Raw genomic sequence first — 20,053 nt, 5'->3', positions numbered from 1 at the left:
ATCAGCTAAAGGGTAGGGCTGGTCAAGGACTTTTGCGGGAAAAGAAGGCAGCACAGACCTGGTTGTCGGTGCCCCCTGGCAGTCTGGAGACATGAGCCCCGCCGATCCGATGGGCCGGTTCAGTCCGCTGACCCGGCGCTGGTTCACGGGCACCTTCGCTGAGCCGACGGCGGCGCAGGCCAACGCCTGGTCGGCTATCGCTGACGGCGACAACACGCTGGTCGTCGCCCCGACCGGGTCCGGCAAGACGTTGGCGGCGTTTCTGTGGGCGATCGACCGGCTAGCCCACGAACCCGACGTGAAGGGCACCCGGGTGCTCTACATCTCCCCACTCAAGGCGCTGGCCGTCGACGTCGAGCGCAACCTGCGCACCCCGCTGACCGGTATCACCCGCATCGCCGAACGGGACGGTGTGCCGGCCCCGCAGATCAGCGTCGGGGTGCGCTCCGGCGATACCCCGCCGGCCCGTCGCCGCGAGTTGATCGCCAAGCCACCCGACATCCTGATCACCACGCCGGAGTCACTGTTTCTGATGCTGACCTCGGCAGCCCGCGAAACGCTGACCGGCGTGCAGACCGTGATCGTCGATGAGGTGCATGCCGTGGCGGGCACCAAGCGCGGCGCACACCTGGCGCTGTCGCTCGAGCGGCTCGACGCGCTGCTGGAGACCCCGGCCCAGCGCATCGGGCTCTCGGCGACGGTCCGCCCACCCGAGGAGGTGGCCCGGTTCTTGTCCGGCGCGACCAGGCCGACCACCATCGTCGCCCCGCCGGCGGCCAAGACATTCGAGCTGGCCGTGCAGGTGCCCGTACCCGATATGGCCGCGCCGAACAACAATTCCATCTGGCCCGATGTCGAAGCCCGCATCGTCGACCTCATCGAGGCCCACAACTCGACCATCGTGTTCGCCAATTCCCGGCGGCTCGCCGAGCGACTCACTGCCCGTATCAACGAGATTCACGCCGAGCGCTCGGGTATCGAACTGGACGCACCACCCAACCGCCAGGTGCCAGGCGGGCCGCCGGCCCACATCATGGGCAGCGGCCAAACCTACGGCGCCGAGCCGCTGTTGGCCCGCGCCCACCACGGCTCGGTGTCCAAGGAGCAGCGCGCTCTCGTCGAGGACGATCTCAAGAGCGGGCGGCTCAAATCGGTGGTGGCGACGTCGAGCCTGGAACTCGGCATCGATATGGGTGCCGTCGACCTGGTGATCCAAGTGGAGGCTCCGCCGTCGGTGGCCAGCGGATTGCAGCGCATCGGCCGCGCCGGACACCAGGTCGGCGAAATATCGCGTGGCGTGTTGTTTCCCAAACACCGCACCGACTTGATCGGATGCGCGGTCAGCGTGCAACGCATGCTTGCCGGACAGATCGAGACCATGCGGGTGCCCACCAATCCGCTCGATATTCTGGCCCAGCACACCGTCGCCGCGTGCGCCCTGGAGCCGATCAACGCCGAGCAATGGTTCGATGTGGTCCGGCGTAGCGCACCGTTTGCGACGTTGCCGCGCAGCGCGTTCGAGGCGACGCTGGACCTGCTGTCGGGCAAGTACCCCTCCACCGACTTCGCCGAGCTGCGCCCGCGGCTGATTTACGACCGGGACACCGGCACGCTGACCGCCCGCCCGGGTGCGCAGCGGCTGGCCGTGACGTCCGGCGGGGCGATCCCGGACCGTGGCATGTTCACTGTGTACCTGGCCACTGATTCCGAAAAGCCCTCGCGGGTGGGTGAACTCGATGAGGAGATGGTGTACGAGTCGCGGCCCGGCGATGTCATCTCGCTCGGCGCCACCAGCTGGCGGATCACCGAGATCACCCACGATCGGGTGTTGGTCATCCCCGCGCCCGGGCAACCGGCCCGGCTACCGTTCTGGCGCGGTGATGACAGCGGCCGGCCCGCCGAGCTGGGCCAGGCGATCGGCAAGTTCACCGGCGAGCTGGCCGGCCTGGGCCGCGATGACTTCGAAAAGCGCTGCAGTGATCTGGGTTTCGCCGACTATGCCACTGAGAATCTCTGGAAGCTGCTCGACGATCAGCGCACCGCCACCGCCACGGTGCCCAGCGACACCACCCTGCTGGTGGAACGGTTCCGTGACGAGCTGGGCGACTGGCGGGTGGTGCTGCACTCGCCGTACGGCTTGAAGGTGCACGGGCCGCTGGCTCTGGCGGTGAGCCGCCGCCTGTTGGAGCGCTACGGAATCGACGAGAAACCGACGGCTTCCGACGACGGAATCGTGGTGCGGTTGCCCGACACCGAGGACGCTCCGCCCGGGGCGGACCTGTTCGTGTTCTCCCCCGACGAGATCGAGCCGCTGGTCACCACCGAAGTCGGTGGTTCGGCATTGTTCGCGTCGCGGTTCCGGGAGTGCGCGGCGCGCGCGCTGCTGCTGCCCAAGCGCAATCCCGGTAAGCGCTCGCCGCTATGGCATCAGCGTCAACGGGCGGCCCAATTGCTCGACGTTGCACGCAAATACCCCGATTTCCCGATCGTGCTGGAAGCGGTGCGCGAATGCCTGCAGGACGTATATGACGTTCCGACGCTGACCGAGCTGATGGGCCGGATCGCGCAGCGACGGGTGCGGCTGGTGGAAGTCGAGACGCCGACGCCGTCGCCATTCGCCGCGTCGCTGATGTTCGGCTACGTCGGGGCCTTCATGTATGAGGGCGACAGCCCGCTGGCCGAACGGCGCGCGGCCGCGCTATCCCTGGACAGCACGCTGCTGGCCGAGCTGTTGGGCCGCGTCGAGCTGCGGGAACTGCTCGACCCCGACGTCATCGCGGCCACATCGCGCCAGCTGCAACACCTTTCCGAGGATCGCAAAGCCCGCGACGCCGAGGGGGTGGCCGACCTGCTACGTCTGCTCGGCCCACTGACCGAAGCCGAGATCGCACAGCGTTGCACCGCCAGCGATATCGGCGGGTGGCTCGAGGGCCTGTACGCGGCCAAACGCGCGCTACCGCTGACCTATGCCGGCCAGTCGTGGTGGGCCAGCATCGAGGACATCGGGCGGCTGCGTGACGCGGTCGGCGTCGCGGTGCCGGTCGGGGTGCCGGCGAGTTTCACCGAGGCGGTGGCCGATCCGCTCGGCGAGCTGATGGGCCGGTTCGCCCGTACCCATGGACCGTTCACCACCACCGAGGCCGCCACCCGGTTCGGGCTCGGGCTACGGATCGCCGCCGACGTCCTGGGACGAATGGCGGTGGATGGCAAGCTTATTCGAGGCGAATTCGTCGCCGGTCCGGACGCAGATCAGTGGTGCGACGTCGAGGTGCTGCGCATCCTGCGTCGTCGCTCGTTGGCCGCGCTGCGTGCGCAGGTAGAACCGGTGAGCACGGCCGCCTATGCCCGCTTCCTGCCGGCGTGGCAGCAGGTCGGCAGCTCGGCTACGTCGGGGGTCGACGGGTTGGCCGCGGTGATCGACCAGTTGGCCGGGGTGCCATTGCCGGCCTCCGCGGTCGAACCGCTGGTGTTCGGGCCGCGGGTGCGCGACTACCAGCCGGCAATGCTCGACGAGCTGCTGGCCTCTGGTGAGGTCACCTGGTCGGGGGCCGGCTCGATCTCGGGCAGCGACGGTTGGATCGCGTTCCATCACGCAGAGACCGCACCGCTGACGCTCGCGGCGCCGGCCGAAATCGATTTCACTGATGTCCACCGGGCGATACTCGAGGTTCTCGGGGAGCCCGGCGAAGCCCGTGGCGCGTTCTTCTTCCGGCAGCTGGTCGGCGGATCCGAAGAGGCATTCAAAGCTGCACTGTGGGATCTGATCTGGGCCGGCTGGGTCACCGGTGACACGTTCGCCCCAGTGCGCGCGATGCTGGCCGGTGGGCGTAAGCCGGGCACCCGTCGTCCGGCCGCGCCTGCGCATCGGCAGCGGCGCGCGCCGCGACTGAGCCGGTATTCGGTGGCGCATCCGCAGACTCGAGCGGTGGATTCGACCGTCGCCGGCCGATGGTCGGCACTTCCGATCCGCGAGCCGGATTCGACTCTGCGAGCGCACTTCTCCGCTGATCTTTTACTCAACCGCCACGGTGTGCTGACCAAGGGCGCGACGGCCGCCGAAGGTGTGCCGGGGGGATTCGCGACGTTGTACAAGGTACTCACCGGGTTCGAAGAGGCGGGGCGCTGCCAGCGCGGCTATTTCGTGGAATCTCTTGGTGGGGCGCAGTTCGCCGTGGCATCGACGGTGGACCGGCTGCGGACCTACCTCGACGGGGTGGATCCCGAACGCCCGGACTATCACGCGGTTGTGCTGGCCGCGGCCGACCCGGCCAATCCGTATGGCGCGGCATTGCCGTGGCCCGCTCGCGCCGATACCGATGCCAGCCATCGGCCCGGGCGCAAGGCGGGTGCGCTGGTGGTGTTGGTGGATGGTGAGCTGGTGTGGTTCCTGGAGCGGGGTGGGCGATCGCTGGTGAACTTCAGTGCCGATGGCCAGGCGCAGCGTGCCGCGGCGGGAACGCTGGCCGAGCTGGTCAGTAGCGGCCGCATTGGCGGCGTGCTGGTCGAAAAGCTCGATGGAGTGTCGGTGTTGGAGGCCGCCGCGCATCCCGGCCGTAAGACGACAGCCGACGCGCTGGTCGACGCCGGTTTCTCCCGCACGCCCCGGGGACTCCGGCTGCGCTGAGATATTGGGATCGGTAGCCGGCCGAACTAGGCCCCAGGTTGACCGCCCGGATCGCCGTCAGATTGCCGGCGCCCCGCCGGGATCGATGATCGACCTGCGGGACTGCAACAGGTGACGCACCCAGAAACGTCGTCGAAACTTGTCACCCCCGACGCGTAGTGTAGAACACATGTTCGAACGATCGAACGATGCCGACCTCCTGGACGCCATGCGCCAGGGGCAGCGCACTGAACGGTTGGGGATCGCCCATCGGGTGCTGGCGGCAGGCCGGCTGTGTCAGCGCAGGATGAGTCGAGTCGACGCGGCCGAGCGTGCCCAGTGGTGTATCGACAATTGGGAGGCGGTCGCCGCTGAAGTGGCCGCCGAGCTGGGAGTCAGCCGCGGCCGCGCATCAAATGAAATGGACTATGGGCTGCAGCTCATTGAGCGGCTACCGAAGTTGGGCGCACTGTTCGCCTCGGGTGCGATTGAGTTCCGCATCGTGGTGGCCGCTACGTTTCGTACCGGACTGGTTCGCGACCCAGCCATTCTCGGCGCCATCGACGAGCGAATTACAGGGAATGCCGAACAGTGGAACGCGTTCTCGCGGAAGAAAATCGCCGAGATCATCGACTGGTTCATCATCGAGCTCGATCCCCATGCCGTGCGCACCGCGCGCAACGCCGACGAAGACCGGCATGTCGAGGTCATGCCCGGCAATGACGGAATGGCCGAGATTTGGGCCCGGGTTCGCGCGGCCGACGGCGCAGCATTCGACCAGCGGCTAGACCAACTTGCTGCGACGGTGTGCCGGGACGACTCCCGAACTGCCCGCCAGCGCCGGGCCGATGCGCTGGGCTCGTTGATAACTGGCACTTCGACGATGACCTGTGATTGCGGCTCCGGCGAATGCCCCGCCCAATCGGGTGCGCAATGTGAGCCGGCACAGATCGTCATCCACCTTGTCGCCGAAGCGAAGACTGTCACCGGCGAGGGCAACGCCCCAGCACTCTTGCCCGGCTACGGCGCGATTCCCGCCGAAACCGTGCGAGCCTTGGCCGCACGAGCCACGTTGCGACCCGTGATCGGCGGCAAGGAGTTGAGCGCCGAACCGCACTACCGGCCGTCGACCGCCTTAGCGGAGTTCATCCGTTGTCGCGACCTGACGTGCCGGTTCCCCGGGTGTGACCGCCCGGCCGATATTGCCGACATCGACCACACGGTGCCCTACCCGGTTGGACCGACGCACCCATCGAACCTCAAGCTGCTCTGCCGGGCGCATCATCTCTTGAAGACCTTCTATGCAGGCCAGGGTGGCTGGGCTGACCGTCAACTGCCCGACGGCACGGTCATCTGGACGTCCCCATCGGGTCGTACGTACACCGCCAAACCCGGCGGCGCACTGTTCTTTCCGCAGCTCTTCGCGCGCAGCGAAGAATTGAACCTGCCGGACCCGCCACCCCAGGCACGCGGGCCCGGGCGCGGATTGATGATGCCGGCCCGCCGGAGAACTCGAACCCAAGAGCGGGAGTATCGAATCCGGTGGGAACGTGGGCTCAACGAAGCCAGAGCCGCTGCCCATCCACCGCCCTTCTAGGCTGGAACCATGCCCGAGGGCGACACCGTCTTCCACACCGCCGCCAACCTGCGCGACGCGCTGGTCGGTAAAGCGCTGACCCGCTGCGATATCCGCGTACCGCGTTACGCCACCGTGGATCTCAGCGGCAACACCGTCGACGAGGTAGTCAGTCGCGGCAAACACCTGTTCATCCGGGTGGGCCCGGCCAGCATCCACTCACACCTGAAGATGGATGGCGCCTGGCGCGTGGGACCCCGGGGCAAACCGGCGCGGCAGGCTCACAAGATCCGAATCATCTTGGAAACCGCCATGATTCAGGCACTCGGTATCGACCTGGGCGTGTTGGAGGTACTCGACCGGGACAACGATATGGACGTCGTCGCACACCTGGGGCCCGACCTTCTCGGCGACGACTGGGATCCGGAGCTGGCTGCGGCCAATCTGACCAAGGATCCCGACCGGCAGATCGCCGCCGCACTGCTCGATCAACGGAACCTGGCCGGTGTCGGGAACGTCTACGCCAACGAGCTGTGTTTCGTGTTCGGCCGGCTGCCGATCAGCCCGGTCAGCAGCCTCACCGATCCGCTGCGGGTCGTGAACCAGGCGCAAAAAATGTTGTGGGCCAATCGTGCCCGCTTCGACCGCACCACCACCGGCAACCGCCGACGCGGGCAAGAACTCTGGGTCTACGGCCGAGCCGGCGAGCCGTGCCACCGCTGCGGCACAGCGATCCTTCGCGCCGAGTCCTCCGACTCAGAGCGCGTCACGTATTGGTGCCCGTCGTGCCAGCGGTGATCGGATGGTCGGCACCGGCCATCGCCTCGGCGACCGTCTTCTCGATGCTGTTGATCGTGGACTTGTCCATCCGAAGCGCCGCGATCTTCGCCGCGTGCGACAGAGTGATCTCAACCGGGATCCGCCCGTTCGGATAGACGACGGCGATGACCACACCGGTGCCAGCTTCCAGAGCCTCCCCGACCTCGTGCCGCAGCCCGATCCGCAGCTCGTGCTCGGCGACCGCCGCGACCAACGCTGCCGCAGCACCGCCGACCAGTACCGACAGCCCGATCGGCGGGATCAACATGCCAACCAGCAGTCCCAGGCTCGCGCCGACCCCCAGTGCGACCCGGCCGTGCCGATTCTCGGCCTCAACGACCTCTGGGTGCCCGTCGGCATCCTTGGTGACCAGTGCGGCGGCGCGCAACTCCATACCGTGCTTGATCCGCTTGCCGAGATCATGGAAATCGGCGCGGGCTCGGTCGAGATCGGTGTAGGCGGCCACCAACACCAGTTCATGATCATCGTCCATACCAACAGCGTGACGCAGTTCACACACGACGACTAGGGCCCGATGGCACCTGACCGACTGACAAACGACCGCAGCTCCCCGGTGAACGGATCCTCGAACTCCAGCCGGTGCGCCACCAACCGCAGCGGCGCGGAGAAATCGTCAGCAGCGACGTCGAGCACCCGCGGATACAGCGGGTCGTTGTCGATCGGCAGACCTAGCGACGCCATGTGCACCCGCAGCTGATGCGTACGTCCCGTCCGCGGACTCAGCCGATAACACCCGTCGCCCAGCGCCTCCACCAATGTCTCTGCGTTCGGCTCACCCGGCTCTTCAATGGCCTGTAACTGGCCGCGCTGCTTGATGATTCGACTATGCACGACAGTCGGCAACGCCACCGAAGTCACACCAGACGACCGAGCCAAGTACGTCTTGCGCGCTAGCCCGCGGGCAAACAGCGTCTGGTAGGCACCCCGAACCTCTCGGCGAACCGTGAACAGCAGCACCCCTGCGGTCAGCCGGTCCAGCCGATGCGCCGGGCTGAGCTCCGGTAGGTCGAGCGAGCGACGCAACCGCACCAAGGCCGTCTGGGCGACATGCCCGCCGCGCGGCATAGTCGCCAAGAAATGCGGCTTGTCCACCACAACGATGTTGTCGTCTCGGCAGAGCACCGGGATGGGATACGGCACCACCACCTCGTCGGGCAGCTCTCGGTACAGGTAGACGTGCGCGCCGGGCGGTAGCACGGTGGAAGGGGTGATCACCGCCCCGTCGGCGTCGACCACCTCGCCGGCGAACACCTTTTCGGCGGCACCATCACCGAACCGGTCAGCCAGCTCCACCAGCACCGCCCCGCCGCGCAGACGCACCCGCGCCGGGCCCACACCGTCGCGATCCGGGAGTGGTGCCGGGCGCCGTCGCCTCAATTCAGCGGCACCGGCTCGAGAATCTCGGCCCGCGCCTCCGGTGCGGCCGCTCGCAATGCGTCGGCCGACTCGTCGTCGGGCTGGGTCTGCGATAGCACCTCGGCCTCCACCCTCGCGATGTACGTCGCGACCTCGCGGGCACAGTCAGCCTCACTCCAGCCCAGGATCGGCGCGACCACGCCTGCGACCTCGGCAGCGCAGTCCACCCCGCGGTGTGGATATTCGATCGAGATCCGCATCCGTCGGGCCAGGATGTCCTCGAGATGCAGCGCCCCTTCGGCGGCGGCGGCGTAGGCGGCCTCCACCTTGAGATACACCGGCGCATCGGTGATCGGCTCGAGCAGTTCTGGCTTGTCGGCGGCCAGCGCCAGCACCTCGCCGATCAGCGAGCCATACCGGTCCAGCAGGTGCCGCACCCGGTAGGGATGCAGGCCATACCCCGCCCCCACGCTCTGGGTCTGGTTGATCAGCGCGAAGTATCCGTCCGCGCCCATCAGCGGCACCTTCTCGGTGATCGATGGTGCCACCCGGGCCGGGATGTACTCCGCCGCCGCGTCGACCGCGTCCTCGGCCATCACCCGATATGTCGTGTACTTGCCACCCGCGATCGCGACCAGCCCCGGCGAGGGCACCGCCACCGCGTGCTCGCGCGACAGCTTGGAGGTCTCCTCGCTCTCCCCCGCGAGCAGCGGCCGCAGCCCGGCGTACACACCGTCGATGTCATCGTGGGTCAGCGGCGTGGCCAGCACGGTGTTGACGTGGCTCAAGATGTACTCGATGTCTGCCTTGGTCGCAGCCGGGTGCGCCAGATCGAGGTTCCAGTCGGTGTCGGTGGTGCCGATGATCCAGTGCGTACCCCACGGGATGATGAACAGCACCGACTTCTCGGTACGCAGGATGATCGCCACCTCGGACACGATGCGATCCCGCGGCACCACGACATGCACACCCTTGGACGCCCGCACCCGAAACCGGCCGCGCTCCTTGGACAGCGCCTGGATCTCGTCGGTCCACACCCCGGTGGCGTTGATCACCACGTGGCCGCGAACGTCGGTGATCGAGCCGTCTTCGGAATCCCGGATCGTCACCCCAATGACCCGGTCGCCCTCGCGTAGCAGCTTCACCACCTGAGTCGACGTGCGCACCACCGCGCCATAATGGGCGGCGGTTCGTGCGACGGTCATGGTGTGCCGGGCGTCGTCGACGACGGTGTCGTAGTAGCGGATACCGCCGACCAGCGAACTGCGCTTGAGACCAGGCGCCAGCCGGAGTGCACCGGATTTCGTCAAATGCTTTTGCGCTGGAACGGATTTCGCGCCACCGAGCTGGTCGTAGAGGAAAATGCCCGCCGCGACGTACGGCCGCTCCCACACCCGCTTGGTCAGCGGGAACAGAAACGGCAGCGGTTTGACCAGGTGCGGCGCCAGGGTGGTCAGGGACAGCTCGCGTTCGTGCAGTGCCTCACGTACCAGACCGAACTCCAGCTGCTCGAGGTAGCGCAACCCACCGTGGAACATCTTCGAGCTACGGCTCGACGTTCCCGATGCGAAGTCTCGTGCCTCGACGAGGGCCACTTTGAGCCCGCGGGTCGCGGCATCCAGTGCGCAGCCCGCACCGACCACACCGCCGCCCACGACGACGACGTCGAACTGTTCGCTGCCCAGTCGCTCCCAGGCGCGCGCACGTTCGAAGGGTCCGAGAAAGGTCTGACCGGTGCCCGGTCTAGAGATCGGGTCGCTCATAACGCCCCAGGCTAGTCGAGATCGTCGTGGGCCATCAGACGGCGCGCAGCCTCGACGATCGACCCCGACAACGACGGGTAGACCGACAGCGTCTGGGCCAGATCAGTCACCGAAATGCGGTTTTGGACCGCCAAAGCGATCGGCAGGATCAGCTCGGAGGCGATCGGGGCCACCACCACGCCGCCGATGACCACACCGGTAGCCGGCCGGCAGAAGATCTTGACGAAACCACGCGTCAGCAGCGACATCTTGGCCCGGGCGTTGGTGTTCAGCGGCAACATGATCGTGCGGGCAGGCACCGAACCATCGTCGATGGCAGTTTGCGGGACACCGACGGCGGCGATCTCGGGCCTGGTGAAGGTGGCTGAGGCCACCGTACGCAGCCGAATCGGGGCCACCCCCTCGCCAAGTGCGTGGTACATCGCGATACGGCCCTGCATCGCTGCTACCGACGCCAGCGGCAGCAGCCCCGTGCAGTCGCCGGCGGCGTAGATGCCAGAGGCCGCCGTCCGGGAGACCCGGTCGACCGGGATGTAGTTACCTCCGCCGAGCTCGACGCCGACGCGTTCAAGCCCCAGACCAGCGGTGTTGGGTACCGAGCCAACGGTCATCAGCGCGTGGCTGCCCTCGACGACGCGGCCGTCGGCCATCGTGACCTTGACCCCGTCATCGGTGCGGAGCACCGAGGAAGCCCTGGCGTTCTTGACCAGCGTCACCCCGCGCTCGGCGAAGACCTCTTCCAGGACGGCGGCGGCGTCGCTGTCCTCATGCGGCAGGATCTGGTCGCGGCTGGCCACCACGGTGACGGTGACGCCGAGCTCGGTATAGGCGTTGCAGAACTCGGCTCCGGTGACCCCGGACCCGACGATCACCAGGTGTTCGGGCAGCTCAGGAAGGTCGTAGAGCTGCCGCCAGGTCAAGATCCGCTCGCCGTCGGGTGCCGCGTTCGGCAAGACGCGGGGACTCGCGCCGGTGGCGATCAGCACCACATCGGCCTTGAGGACGCCGACCTGGCCGTTGGGCGTGGTGACCTTCACGCGGTGGTGCGCCATTCCTGGGACGGCGTCGATGAGCTCGCCGCGGCCCGCGACGACGTTGACCTTCTCGCGCAGCAGCTGCGTGCCGATGTCGGCGGATTGTGAGCGAGCCAGGGTCTTCACCCGGTTGTTGATCTGGGGCAACGAGATCTTGGCGTCATCGATGCCGATGTCGAAGCCCAGGCCGGAGGCCCGGCGCAGCTCGGTGCGTACCCCGGTCGAGGCGATGAACGTCTTGGACGGCACGCAGTCGAAGAGAACGCAAGCACCGCCGATGCCATCGGAGTCCACCACGGTCACCTCGGCCCGCCCCGCTGCGACCAGCGCGGCCTCGTAGCCGGCCGGCCCCCCACCGATGATCACGATCCGCGTCGCCACAGCGACCAATCTAATCGCCCGACTCGCTGCGCTCCCGCTGTGGGGACGCTCTAGGCTTTCCTCCGTGCCGCTCTATGCCGCCTACGGGTCCAACATGCATCCCGAACAGATGCTGGAGCGCGCGCCGCATTCCCCGATGGCCGGAACCGGCTGGTTGCACGGTTGGCGGCTGACCTTCGCCGGTGAGGACATCGGCTGGGAGGGCGCACTGGCGACCCTGGTCGAGGATCCCGACGAAAAGGTGTTCGTGGTGCTCTACGACATGACGCCTGCCGACGAGCAGAACCTGGACCGCTGGGAAGGTTCGGAGCTGGGCTTCCACAAGAAGATCAGGTGCCGCATCGAATGTGAATCCACTGACACCACAACCGATCCCGTGCTCGCCTGGCTCTACGTACTGGACGCCTGGGAGGGTGGACTACCCTCGGCGCGCTACATCGGCGTGATGGCCGATGCCGCCGAGATCGCCGGCGCCCCAGCGGAGTACGTACACGACCTGCGCACCCGCCCAGCCAGCAACGTCGGCCCTGGGACCAGCGGCGGCTAGTACCTGTCAACGCGAGCGGGTGAACTCCCAAGCGTCGCTGACGATCTCGTCGATGGTTGTGCGCTGCGGCTTCCAGCCGAGTTCGGTGACGGCCTTCTCACTCGACGCGATCAGCACAGCCGGATCACCGGCCCGGCGCTCGACATCACGCACCGCGATCGGCCCGCCGGTGATCCGCTCGCAGCAGGCGATCACCTCGCGGACCGAAAAGCCGGTTCCGTTGCCCAGGTTGTAGATTCGATGTTCGCCCGGCTTCGAAGTCTGCAGTGCGAGCAGGTGGGCATCGGCCAGATCACGCACGTGGATGTAGTCGCGGATGCACGTGCCATCCGGGGTGGGCCAGTCGGTGCCGAACACCAGGATCTCGCGTCGCTGGCCGGTGGCCACCTGCAACACCAGCGGAATCAGATGCGTCTCAGTCGCGTGACGCTCACCGCAGTCGGCGTAGGCACCGGCGACGTTGAAGTAGCGCAGGCTGGTCGCCGCCAGGCCATGCGCGGTGGCGTACGAGGTGATCGCATGGTCGATCGCGAGCTTGCTGGCACCATAGGCATTCGTCGGCCTGGTCGGCGCGTCCTCGGTGATGGGCACCGATTCCGGCTCACCGTAGGTCGCCGCGGTCGAGGAGAACACCAACCGCGATGTGCCGGCCGCGCGCATCGCCTCCAGCAGTGCCAGCGTCTTGACCACGTTGCCGTGCCAGTACTTCTCCGGCTCCGCCACCGACTCCCCCACCAGCGATTTCGCGGCGAAGTGCAGCACGCCATCAAACGATCCGTCGCCGAGCAGTTTCGGTGCGACCTCGACCATGTCCGCCTCAACGAACTGCGCCCCGGCCGGGACAGCGTCGGCGTTGCCCGTCGACAGATCGTCGACGACGACAACCTCGTGCCCCTGCTCCAACAGCACCGTGGCGCAGACACTGCCGACGTACCCGGCGCCGCCGGTCACCAGAAGCTTCATCAGTACCCCGCCGACTGCTCGACGATATTGACCAGAACGCGAACCCCGACCGCGAGCGCCCGCTCGTCGAGGTCGAATGTCGGCTGGTGCAGGTCGAGCTGCGGCCCGCGACCGCTCCACACCCCGAGGCGCCCCATCGCGCCGGGCACTTCTTCCAGATACCAGGAGAAGTCTTCGCCGCCACCAGACTGATGAGTGTCGGCCAGCGCGTCGGGAGCGACCGCTTCAATGGCGTGCGTCATGATCTGCGTCGAGCGTTCCTCGTTGACCACCGGCGGCACACCGCGATGGTACTGCAGGGTGTGCTCGATACCGAGGGGGGCGAGCAGTCCTGAGACCGTCTCTCGTACAAGGCTTTCCATGCCGACCCAAGCATCCCGGCTGGCTGTTCGCACGGTGCCCGCCAGGGTCCCGGTCTGCGGGATCGCATTGGCCGCTACACCGGCGTTGGCCGCTCCCCACACCATCACGGTGCTGTGCCGCGGGTCGATCCGGCGGGACAGCACACCGGGCAGCCCGGTGATCAGGGTGCCCATCCCGTACACCAGATCCGACGTCAAGTGCGGCCTCGACGTGTGGCCGCCAGGCGAGTGGAGCGCGATTTCGATCGAGTCCGCCGCCGAGGTGATCGGGCCTGGGATGATCGCGACCTGGCCGACTGCCAGCCGAGGATCACAGTGCAGCGCGAAGATCCGCGATACCCCGACCAGCGCGCCGGCCGCGATCGCGTCGATCGCTCCGCCTGGCATCAATTCCTCGGCGGCCTGGAAGATCAGCCGGACGCCGACCGGCAGTTCGGGCGCCGACGCCAGCGCTGTCGCGGCCCCGATCAGCATCGCGGTGTGGGCGTCGTGGCCGCACGCGTGTGCGACGTTCGGCATCGTCGAGCTGTACGGGGCACCGGTGCGCTCGGCCATCGGCAGCGCATCCATATCGGCGCGCAACGCGATCCGCGGCGCGTGCTCGGGGCCGAGGTCGCACGTCAGCCCGGTGCCGCCGGGCATCACCTTGGGGTTGAGCCCGGCCTCCACCAATCGGTCGGCGACGAACTGGGTGGTGGCGAACTCTTGGCGGCCCAGCTCTGGATAGCGGTGAATGTGGCGGCGCCACTGCACAAGATCGTCGAAATGCGCGGCCAGCCAGGACTCGCACGCGTCGGCGATGCTCATCGGCGATCCTCCCCCCGTCGGTCCCTCAACTCCAGCACGCGGTCCCGTTCGATGGCCGTCTGCGCTAACTGAACAACCGTGCGGGCCAACATGATTGCACCTTCAGTGACCGCGCGGTCGCCGCTGGGCCCCGCCGCAGCGACAGTGAAACCGGGCTGGTGGATCACCGCGCCGTGGGATTCGATGCCGACCACCGGGTGAATGCCCGGCAGCAGCTGCGTGACATTGCCCATATCCGTACTCCCCAACGGCATTGCGACTTCCACCTCGGCCGGAACCGGGTTGCGGCCCATCTTCGTCATCTCATCGCGGAACACCTCAGCCAACCACGCATCGGGGGTCAGCTCGGCGTAGGGCGGTGCGGCTTCGGCGATTTCGTGCTCGCATCCGGTCGCGATCGCCCCGGCCGCGAAGCAGCCGCGCATCTTGGCTTCCAGCCCCCGCAGCGAGCCGGTATCGACGGCCCGCATCGTGTACTGCAGCCGCGCCCGGCCGGGGATGATGTTGGTCGCCGAGCCACCCTCGGTGACGATGCCGTGGGCCAGCTGGCCGGGTGCCATCTGCTGGCGCAGCAACCCGACCGCCACTTGCGCGACGGTCACCGCGTCGGCGGCGTTGACACCCAGATACGGGGCGACGGCCGCATGCGATTCGCGGCCGGTGTAGGTCACGATCACCTCGGAGAGCGCCAGCGAACGTGCCGCGGCGATGTCGACCGGCCCGGGGTGCAGCATGACGGCGGCCGCGACGTCATCGAACACCCCCGCCTCGATCAGCAGGGCCTTGCCGCCGCCGGATTCCTCGGCGGGCGTGCCGATCAGGGCCACCGTGAGCCCGAGTTCGTCGGCCACCTCGGCCAGCGCCAGCGCGGTGCCGACCGCTGAGGCCGCAATGATGTTGTGCCCACACGCGTGGCCGATACCTGGCAGCGCGTCGTACTCCGCGCAGATCCCGATCACCAGCGGACCCGAACCGAAGTCGGCCCGGAACGCGGTGTCCAAACCACCGGGCGCCGCGCTGATCTCGAATCCACGCTCAGCCACCAGCGCTTGGGTCTTGGCACAGCTGCGGTGCTCGTCGAACGCGAGTTCCGGCTCGGCATGAATGGCGTGGGAGAGTTCGATCAAGTCGCCCCGACGCGCCGCCACCACGTCCTCGACGCGGCTCGACGCGGTGGCGGTAGGCATCCACGAAGTATCGCATTGCCAGATAGGCTCGCAGGCTGTGAGTCCAGACGCCGAGCACGCCGCAGCGGTGATCGCCGAGCACACCGGCGTCGAGCGACACGACGTCGCCGTGGTCCTCGGGTCGGGTTGGGCGCCGGCGGCCGCGGCGCTGGGAACGCCGGTGGCCGAGATCCCGATGTCGGCGATCCCCGGCTTCACTCCCCCGTCGGCACTCGGGCATCGGGGACGCGTGCTTTCGGTGCCGCTCGGGTCGCACAACGTGCTGGTACTGCTCGGCCGGATCCATGCCTACGAGGGCCATGACCTGCGGGCCGTCGTCCATCCGGTACGGACCGCACGGGCGGCCGGCGCCAAGATCGTGGTGTTGACCAATGCAGCGGGCGGCCTGCGACCCGAGTACCAGGTCGGACAGCCGGTGCTGATCAGCGACCACCTCAACCTGACGGCCCGCTCGCCGCTGATCGGGGCACAGTTCGTCGATCTTGTCGACGCGTACTCACCCCGGCTGCGGGAACTGGCCCGCTCCGTCGACCCGAGCCTGACCGAGGGTGTGTACGCGGGCGTGCCGGGCCCGCATTACGAGACGCCCGCGGAGATCAGGATGCTCCGCACGCTCGGGGCCGACCTGGTGGGCATGTCGACGGTGCACGAAACCATCGCGGCGCGGGCTGCCGGCGCCGAAGTCCTTGGGTTCTCGCTGGTGACAAACCTGGCAGCCGGGATGACCGGCCAGCCGCTCAGTCACGACGAGGTGCTGGCCGCAGGTCGGGCGTCGGCCACCGCAATGGGATCACTGCTGGCCTCAGTGCTGGCGCGCCTGTAGGCCAGCCGCACGAAACCGCGGGCCAGTAGAGGTGCGGCGAACAACATCAGCAGCACCCGCAGCACCTGGGTAGCGATGATGAACGTGACGTTCGAGCCGGTTTCTACCGCAGTGGCCAGCACGGCATAGATGCCGCCCGGGCTGGTGGCCAGGTATCCGTCGAGCATGCTGATCCCTGCGATCTTCGACAGCGCCACGCCCAGGCCGGCGGTGGCGACGTTGAGCAGCACGATCAGCCCGAGCGCAGCAGGCAGCAACCGTTCGATCGCGCGCAGCGATTCGCGGGTGAAGGCCACCCCGGCCTGCCAGCCGATCAGCATGTAGGACGCCGAGACCAGCAATGCGGGCACGGTCACACCGAACGACCACCCGCCGAGTTCGGCCATGATGGTCAGCGCCATCGGGCCGAGCAGACCGGAGCCGGGCAGTCGCGCCAGCCGGCCCACCACGGATCCGGCGACCACGAGTGCGATCATCAACATCAGGCTCAGATACCAAGGAGCCGAATGAGATTGGGGCGACGCAGCGGCCGCATGCGAGGACCTGTCGGCGTGGTAGACGAGGGTGACGACGACGGGCATCGTCGCGGTGATCACCGCCACTCGCAGGTATTGCACGACGGCGACGACGCGATCGTCACCACCGAGTTCTCGCGCGATGGCCACCAGACCAGACGCCCCACCGGCCACCAGCGCCAGCGCGCCGGTGAGCGCAGTGATGCTCCGGTGCAATCCGAGCAGTGCCCCGGCGCCGATGCTGAGCAGTAGCGTGACCACGCCGACGCCGATCACCACCGGCCAGTGCGGGCCCAGGGCGGACAGCGCGTCGGAATGCACCATGGTGCCGATGTAGACCCCGAGCACCCCCTGGGCCGCCAGCCCCGCGACGCGCGGCACACCGGCGGGCGCCAGCCGGGCAATCGCCAGCACGATGCCGACCAGCAGAGCAGCAAACAAGGCCGCCGACGGGACATCGAGCCGGTCCAGCGGCACGGTGACCCCGATCGTGACGATCACCAACAAGGCCCAACGCATATATCAAGTATGCCCTTGCTTTCTCTCGGGCGTTACCTACGATTCACGCGAACTTGATCACTGACTAACAAGGTATAACTTCTAATATGACTGTAAGTATCGCGCCAGCGGCCGCAGCCACCGAGCTGCGGGAAGCCATGATGGCGCTGGCTCGTCAGCTACGCCGGCACCGCCCGGACAACGGGCTGACACTCAGCCAGCTCGAGGTCCTCGGTGACGTGAGCCGGGCCGGGGTGACCACACCGGCCGAGATCGCCGCCCGGCTGCAGGTTCGGGCCCAGTCGCTGACCGACAGCATCAACGAGCTCGAGTCCCGCGGGCTGATCTCCCGCCGGCCCGACGACGCCGACCGCCGCCGCCAGCTCATCGAGCTCACCGGTGGCGGGCTGGACCTGCTGCTGCACGACCGGGCTCAGCGCGACGCCTGGTTGTATGAGTCCATGCGCGATCACCTCTGCGAGCTGGAACTCAATCTGCTGATGCTCACGGCGCCGGTACTGCGCAAGCTCGCCGACGCCGAGCGCGGGGCACAATCGGTGCCGTGACCCCCGAGGACTGGATCGCCCACGACCCGGATCCGGTCACCGCCGCCGAATTGGCCGCCTTGGATCCCGCCGAGCTCGCCGCCCGCTTCGCCCGGCCGTTGACGTTCGGCACCGCCGGCCTGCGCGGGCCGGTGCGCGGCGGCCCGGACGCGATGAACCTCGCGGTGGTGCTGCGGGTCAGCTGGGCGCTGGCCCGGGTGCTGACCGACCGGCACCTGGGCGGCTCGACCGTCGTGGTGGGCCGTGACGCCAGGCACGGGTCGGCACAGTTCGCCGTCGCGGCAGCCGAAGTGTTTGCTGCCCAGGGCTTTTCGGTGATCACCTGGGAGCATCCGGTGCCGACTCCGGTCGTCGCGTTCGCGGTCCGGAGCACCGGTGCCGCCGCCGGAGTGCAGATCACCGCCTCACACAACCCACCGGGCGACAACGGTTACAAGGTGTACCTCGACGGCGGCCTGCAGATCATCTCGCCCGCCGACCGGGATATCGAGGCCGCAATCGCCAGTGCACCGCTTGCCGACCAGATAGCCCGCATGCCGGCGCAGCCCAGCGATGACACCCTGATCGCCGCCTACATCGCCCGCGCGGTAACGCTGCGGCGGACCTCCCAGGGACGACCGCGGGTGGCGCTGACGGCAATGCACGGGGTCGGCGGCGAACTCGCGGTACACACGCTGCAGGCCGCCGGGTTCGACGATGTGCACACAGTGGCAAGCCAATTCGCCCCGGACCCCGATTTCCCGACGGTGAGCTTCCCCAACCCGGAGGAACCCGGCGCCGCCGACGCGCTGCTGGAGCTGGCCGAGCAGGTTGAAGCGGACGTCGCGATCGCGCTGGACCCCGATGCCGACCGCTGCGCCGTCGGCATTCCTGTCGGCGACGGCTGGCGGATGCTCTCTGGCGACGAAACCGGTTGGCTGCTAGGTGATTACATCCTGTCCACACTGCCGCCCGAACAGGCCGCCACGAGTGTGGTGGCCAGCAGCGTGGTCTCCTCGCAGCTGCTGGGGTTGATCGCCGCCGACTATGGCGCTCGGCACGTCGAGACTCTCACCGGGTTCAAATGGCTCGCCCGCGCCGACGCCGGACTACCCGGGTACCGCCTGGTCTACGCCTACGAGGAAGCCATCGGCCACTGCGTCGACCCGGCGGCCGTCCGCGACAAGGACGGCATCAGCGCAGCTGTACTCGTCTGTGATCTGATGACACATCATGCCGCACAGGGCAGTTCGATCCCGGCCGCGCTCGACCGACTGGCAGTACGGCACGGCGTTCATACCACGGCCGCCGTCTCCCGGCGGGTCGCCGACCCCAGCGAGGCCGCGGCGATGATGGCCCGGCTGCGCACCGCTCCACCAGCCGAGCTCGCGGGCTTTCCGGTGCAGGTCACCGAGCAGGCCGATGCCGTGTTCCTCACCGGTGGCAATCAGCAGACCTCGGTGCGGGTGGTGGTACGCCCGTCGGGAACCGAGCCGAAAGTCAAGTGCTACACCGAGGTTGGCCAGGCGGTCAGCACGGATCTAGCCGACGCGCGCAGCCGCGCAGCGGCCGTTCAGGACAGGCTGCTGGAGTCCGTGCGGAACTGGTAGTCAGCGCGGACCGAACTGGCGGTCACCGGCGTCGCCCAGACCGGGCACGATGTAGGCGATGTCGTTGAGGCCGTCGTCGATGGTGGCGGTGAACAGGCGGGCGTTCGGGGCGACTTCCGCCAGCGCGGCGATGCCTTCCGGTGCGCACACCACGCACACCACAGTGATGTCGCGCGCACCGCGATCGTGCAGCAGTCCGATCGTGTAGGCCATCGAGCCGCCGGTGGCCAGCATCGGGTCGAGCACCATGACTGGCTGGGTGCTCAGGTCGTCGGGCAGTGACTCCAGGTAGGGCGTCGGCAGGTGGGTGGTCTCGTCACGGGCGACACCGACGAAACCCACCTGGGCCTCGGGAATCAGCGCGCTCGCCTTGTCCACCATCCCGAGCCCGGCGCGCAGGACCGGAACCAGCAGCGGCGGCGCCGCCAGGCGTGAGCCGGTGGTTTCGGTGATCGGGGTGTCAATGGTGACGTCCTCGCAGCGCGCATCCCGGGTGGCTTCGTACACCAGCATGTGCGTCAGGTCGGCAAGTGCGGACCGGAAGGCGGGATTCTCGGTGCGCTTGTCGCGCAGGGTGGTCAGCCGTGCCTTGGCCAGCGGGTGGTCGATCACGCACACATCCATGCGCAGAAACTGTAGTGAG

Annotated in this window: 16 protein-coding genes; 7 read left to right on the top strand and 9 right to left on the bottom strand. The window is 67.9% G+C overall.

The window, feature by feature from the left end; all coding sequences use genetic code 11:
- Positions 1 to 91: 91 nt before the first annotated feature.
- The 3 genes from G6N38_RS17855 to nei2 all read left to right on the top strand — a co-directional run bounded on the left by G6N38_RS17855 (position 92) and on the right by nei2 (position 6,977).
- The gene (locus G6N38_RS17855) at positions 92 to 4,624 is read left to right on the top strand and encodes an ATP-dependent helicase (protein ID WP_163749424.1); all 4,533 of its coding nucleotides are present in this window, start codon (positions 92 to 94) and stop codon (positions 4,622 to 4,624) included.
- Between the two features lie 169 nt (positions 4,625 to 4,793).
- Positions 4,794 to 6,200, top strand: coding sequence for an HNH endonuclease signature motif containing protein (locus G6N38_RS17850; protein ID WP_163749423.1), 1,407 nt, complete (start codon positions 4,794 to 4,796; stop codon positions 6,198 to 6,200).
- Between the two features lie 9 nt (positions 6,201 to 6,209).
- Positions 6,210 to 6,977 (top strand): endonuclease VIII Nei2, encoded by a 768-nt coding sequence (gene nei2 / locus G6N38_RS17845; RefSeq protein WP_163749422.1) that lies wholly within the window; start codon positions 6,210 to 6,212, stop codon positions 6,975 to 6,977.
- Here nei2 and G6N38_RS17840 read toward each other — a convergent pair.
- From G6N38_RS17840 to G6N38_RS17825, 4 genes are read right to left on the bottom strand one after another with little or no spacing between them, the layout of a single operon-like run.
- The gene (locus G6N38_RS17840) at positions 6,946 to 7,491 is read right to left on the bottom strand and encodes a DUF1269 domain-containing protein (RefSeq protein ID WP_163749421.1); all 546 of its coding nucleotides are present in this window, start codon (positions 7,489 to 7,491) and stop codon (positions 6,946 to 6,948) included. The genes nei2 and G6N38_RS17840 overlap by 32 nt on opposite strands.
- 32 nt (positions 7,492 to 7,523) lie before the next feature.
- Positions 7,524 to 8,396: a pseudouridine synthase gene (locus G6N38_RS17835; protein ID WP_163749420.1), complete on the bottom strand. Its 873-nt coding sequence runs from the start codon at positions 8,394 to 8,396 to the stop codon at positions 7,524 to 7,526.
- A complete protein-coding gene (locus tag G6N38_RS17830; RefSeq protein ID WP_163749419.1) occupies positions 8,393 to 10,138 on the bottom strand; it encodes a glycerol-3-phosphate dehydrogenase/oxidase in 1,746 nt (581 codons plus the stop codon). Before G6N38_RS17830 ends, G6N38_RS17835 begins: the two co-directional genes overlap by 4 nt.
- 11 nt (positions 10,139 to 10,149) lie before the next feature.
- Positions 10,150 to 11,553: an NAD(P)H-quinone dehydrogenase gene (locus tag G6N38_RS17825; protein WP_163749418.1), complete on the bottom strand. Its 1,404-nt coding sequence runs from the start codon at positions 11,551 to 11,553 to the stop codon at positions 10,150 to 10,152.
- A 64-nt stretch (positions 11,554 to 11,617) separates the two neighbouring features.
- Here G6N38_RS17825 and G6N38_RS17820 point away from each other — a divergent pair, with 64 nt between their 5' ends.
- Entirely contained in the window at positions 11,618 to 12,100 is a 483-nt protein-coding gene (locus tag G6N38_RS17820) for a gamma-glutamylcyclotransferase family protein (RefSeq protein ID WP_163749417.1), read from the top strand.
- 6 nt (positions 12,101 to 12,106) lie between these two features.
- On the opposite strand, the gene galE is transcribed toward G6N38_RS17820, so the two are convergent.
- Genes galE through G6N38_RS17805 form a run of 3 tightly spaced genes read right to left on the bottom strand, consistent with a single transcriptional unit; the run spans position 12,107 to position 15,419 of the window.
- Complete coding sequence (galE, locus tag G6N38_RS17815) at positions 12,107 to 13,063, bottom strand: UDP-glucose 4-epimerase GalE (RefSeq protein ID WP_163749416.1); 957 nt, start codon at positions 13,061 to 13,063, stop codon at positions 12,107 to 12,109.
- Positions 13,063 to 14,232, bottom strand: coding sequence for an amidohydrolase (locus G6N38_RS17810; protein WP_163749415.1), 1,170 nt, complete (start codon positions 14,230 to 14,232; stop codon positions 13,063 to 13,065). The genes galE and G6N38_RS17810 overlap by 1 nt, the downstream gene beginning before the upstream one ends.
- A complete protein-coding gene (locus G6N38_RS17805; protein WP_163749414.1) occupies positions 14,229 to 15,419 on the bottom strand; it encodes a M20 family metallopeptidase in 1,191 nt (396 codons plus the stop codon). Before G6N38_RS17805 ends, G6N38_RS17810 begins: the two co-directional genes overlap by 4 nt.
- A 37-nt stretch (positions 15,420 to 15,456) precedes the next feature.
- Between G6N38_RS17805 and G6N38_RS17800 the strand changes: the two genes are divergently transcribed.
- Positions 15,457 to 16,242, top strand: coding sequence for a purine-nucleoside phosphorylase (locus G6N38_RS17800; RefSeq protein WP_163749413.1), 786 nt, complete (start codon positions 15,457 to 15,459; stop codon positions 16,240 to 16,242).
- Here the strand turns inward: G6N38_RS17800 and G6N38_RS17795 are convergent.
- Positions 16,161 to 17,276, bottom strand: coding sequence for an AbrB family protein (locus G6N38_RS17795; RefSeq protein WP_163749412.1), 1,116 nt, complete (start codon positions 17,274 to 17,276; stop codon positions 16,161 to 16,163). The two genes, G6N38_RS17800 and G6N38_RS17795, sit on opposite strands and share 82 nt — an antisense overlap.
- 86 nt (positions 17,277 to 17,362) lie before the next feature.
- Between G6N38_RS17795 and G6N38_RS17790 the strand changes: the two genes are divergently transcribed.
- Positions 17,363 to 17,821, top strand: coding sequence for a MarR family transcriptional regulator (locus G6N38_RS17790; protein ID WP_163749411.1), 459 nt, complete (start codon positions 17,363 to 17,365; stop codon positions 17,819 to 17,821).
- Entirely contained in the window at positions 17,818 to 19,410 is a 1,593-nt protein-coding gene (locus tag G6N38_RS17785; RefSeq protein ID WP_163749410.1) for a phospho-sugar mutase, read from the top strand. Before G6N38_RS17790 ends, G6N38_RS17785 begins: the two co-directional genes overlap by 4 nt.
- Here G6N38_RS17785 and upp read toward each other — a convergent pair whose 3' ends face one another.
- The gene (gene upp / locus G6N38_RS17780) at positions 19,411 to 20,034 is read right to left on the bottom strand and encodes a uracil phosphoribosyltransferase (protein ID WP_163749409.1); all 624 of its coding nucleotides are present in this window, start codon (positions 20,032 to 20,034) and stop codon (positions 19,411 to 19,413) included.
- Positions 20,035 to 20,053: the final 19 nt, after the last annotated feature.

This window comes from Mycolicibacterium helvum, from assembly GCF_010731895.1.
In the GTDB taxonomy this organism is placed as follows: Bacteria; Actinomycetota; Actinomycetes; order Mycobacteriales; family Mycobacteriaceae; genus Mycobacterium; species Mycobacterium helvum.
This window is presented reverse-complemented; position numbering and strand designations above follow the sequence as displayed.

What these genes read in the sequence shown, in the direction of transcription:
- G6N38_RS17855 (WP_163749424.1), top strand. Translation starts at nt 92, where the DNA reads ATGAGCCCCGCCGATCCGATGGGCCGGTTCAGTCCGCTGACCCGGCGC.
- G6N38_RS17850 (WP_163749423.1), top strand. Translation starts at nt 4,794, where the DNA reads ATGTTCGAACGATCGAACGATGCCGACCTCCTGGACGCCATGCGCCAG.
- nei2 (WP_163749422.1), top strand. Translation starts at nt 6,210, where the DNA reads ATGCCCGAGGGCGACACCGTCTTCCACACCGCCGCCAACCTGCGCGAC.
- G6N38_RS17840 (WP_163749421.1), bottom strand. Translation starts at nt 7,491, where the DNA reads ATGGACGATGATCATGAACTGGTGTTGGTGGCCGCCTACACCGATCTC.
- G6N38_RS17830 (WP_163749419.1), bottom strand. Translation starts at nt 10,138, where the DNA reads ATGAGCGACCCGATCTCTAGACCGGGCACCGGTCAGACCTTTCTCGGA.
- galE (WP_163749416.1), bottom strand. Translation starts at nt 13,063, where the DNA reads ATGAAGCTTCTGGTGACCGGCGGCGCCGGGTACGTCGGCAGTGTCTGC.
- G6N38_RS17810 (WP_163749415.1), bottom strand. Translation starts at nt 14,232, where the DNA reads ATGAGCATCGCCGACGCGTGCGAGTCCTGGCTGGCCGCGCATTTCGAC.
- G6N38_RS17805 (WP_163749414.1), bottom strand. Translation starts at nt 15,419, where the DNA reads ATGCCTACCGCCACCGCGTCGAGCCGCGTCGAGGACGTGGTGGCGGCG.
- G6N38_RS17795 (WP_163749412.1), bottom strand. Translation starts at nt 17,276, where the DNA reads ATGCGTTGGGCCTTGTTGGTGATCGTCACGATCGGGGTCACCGTGCCG.
- G6N38_RS17790 (WP_163749411.1), top strand. Translation starts at nt 17,363, where the DNA reads ATGACTGTAAGTATCGCGCCAGCGGCCGCAGCCACCGAGCTGCGGGAA.
- upp (WP_163749409.1), bottom strand. Translation starts at nt 20,034, where the DNA reads ATGGATGTGTGCGTGATCGACCACCCGCTGGCCAAGGCACGGCTGACC.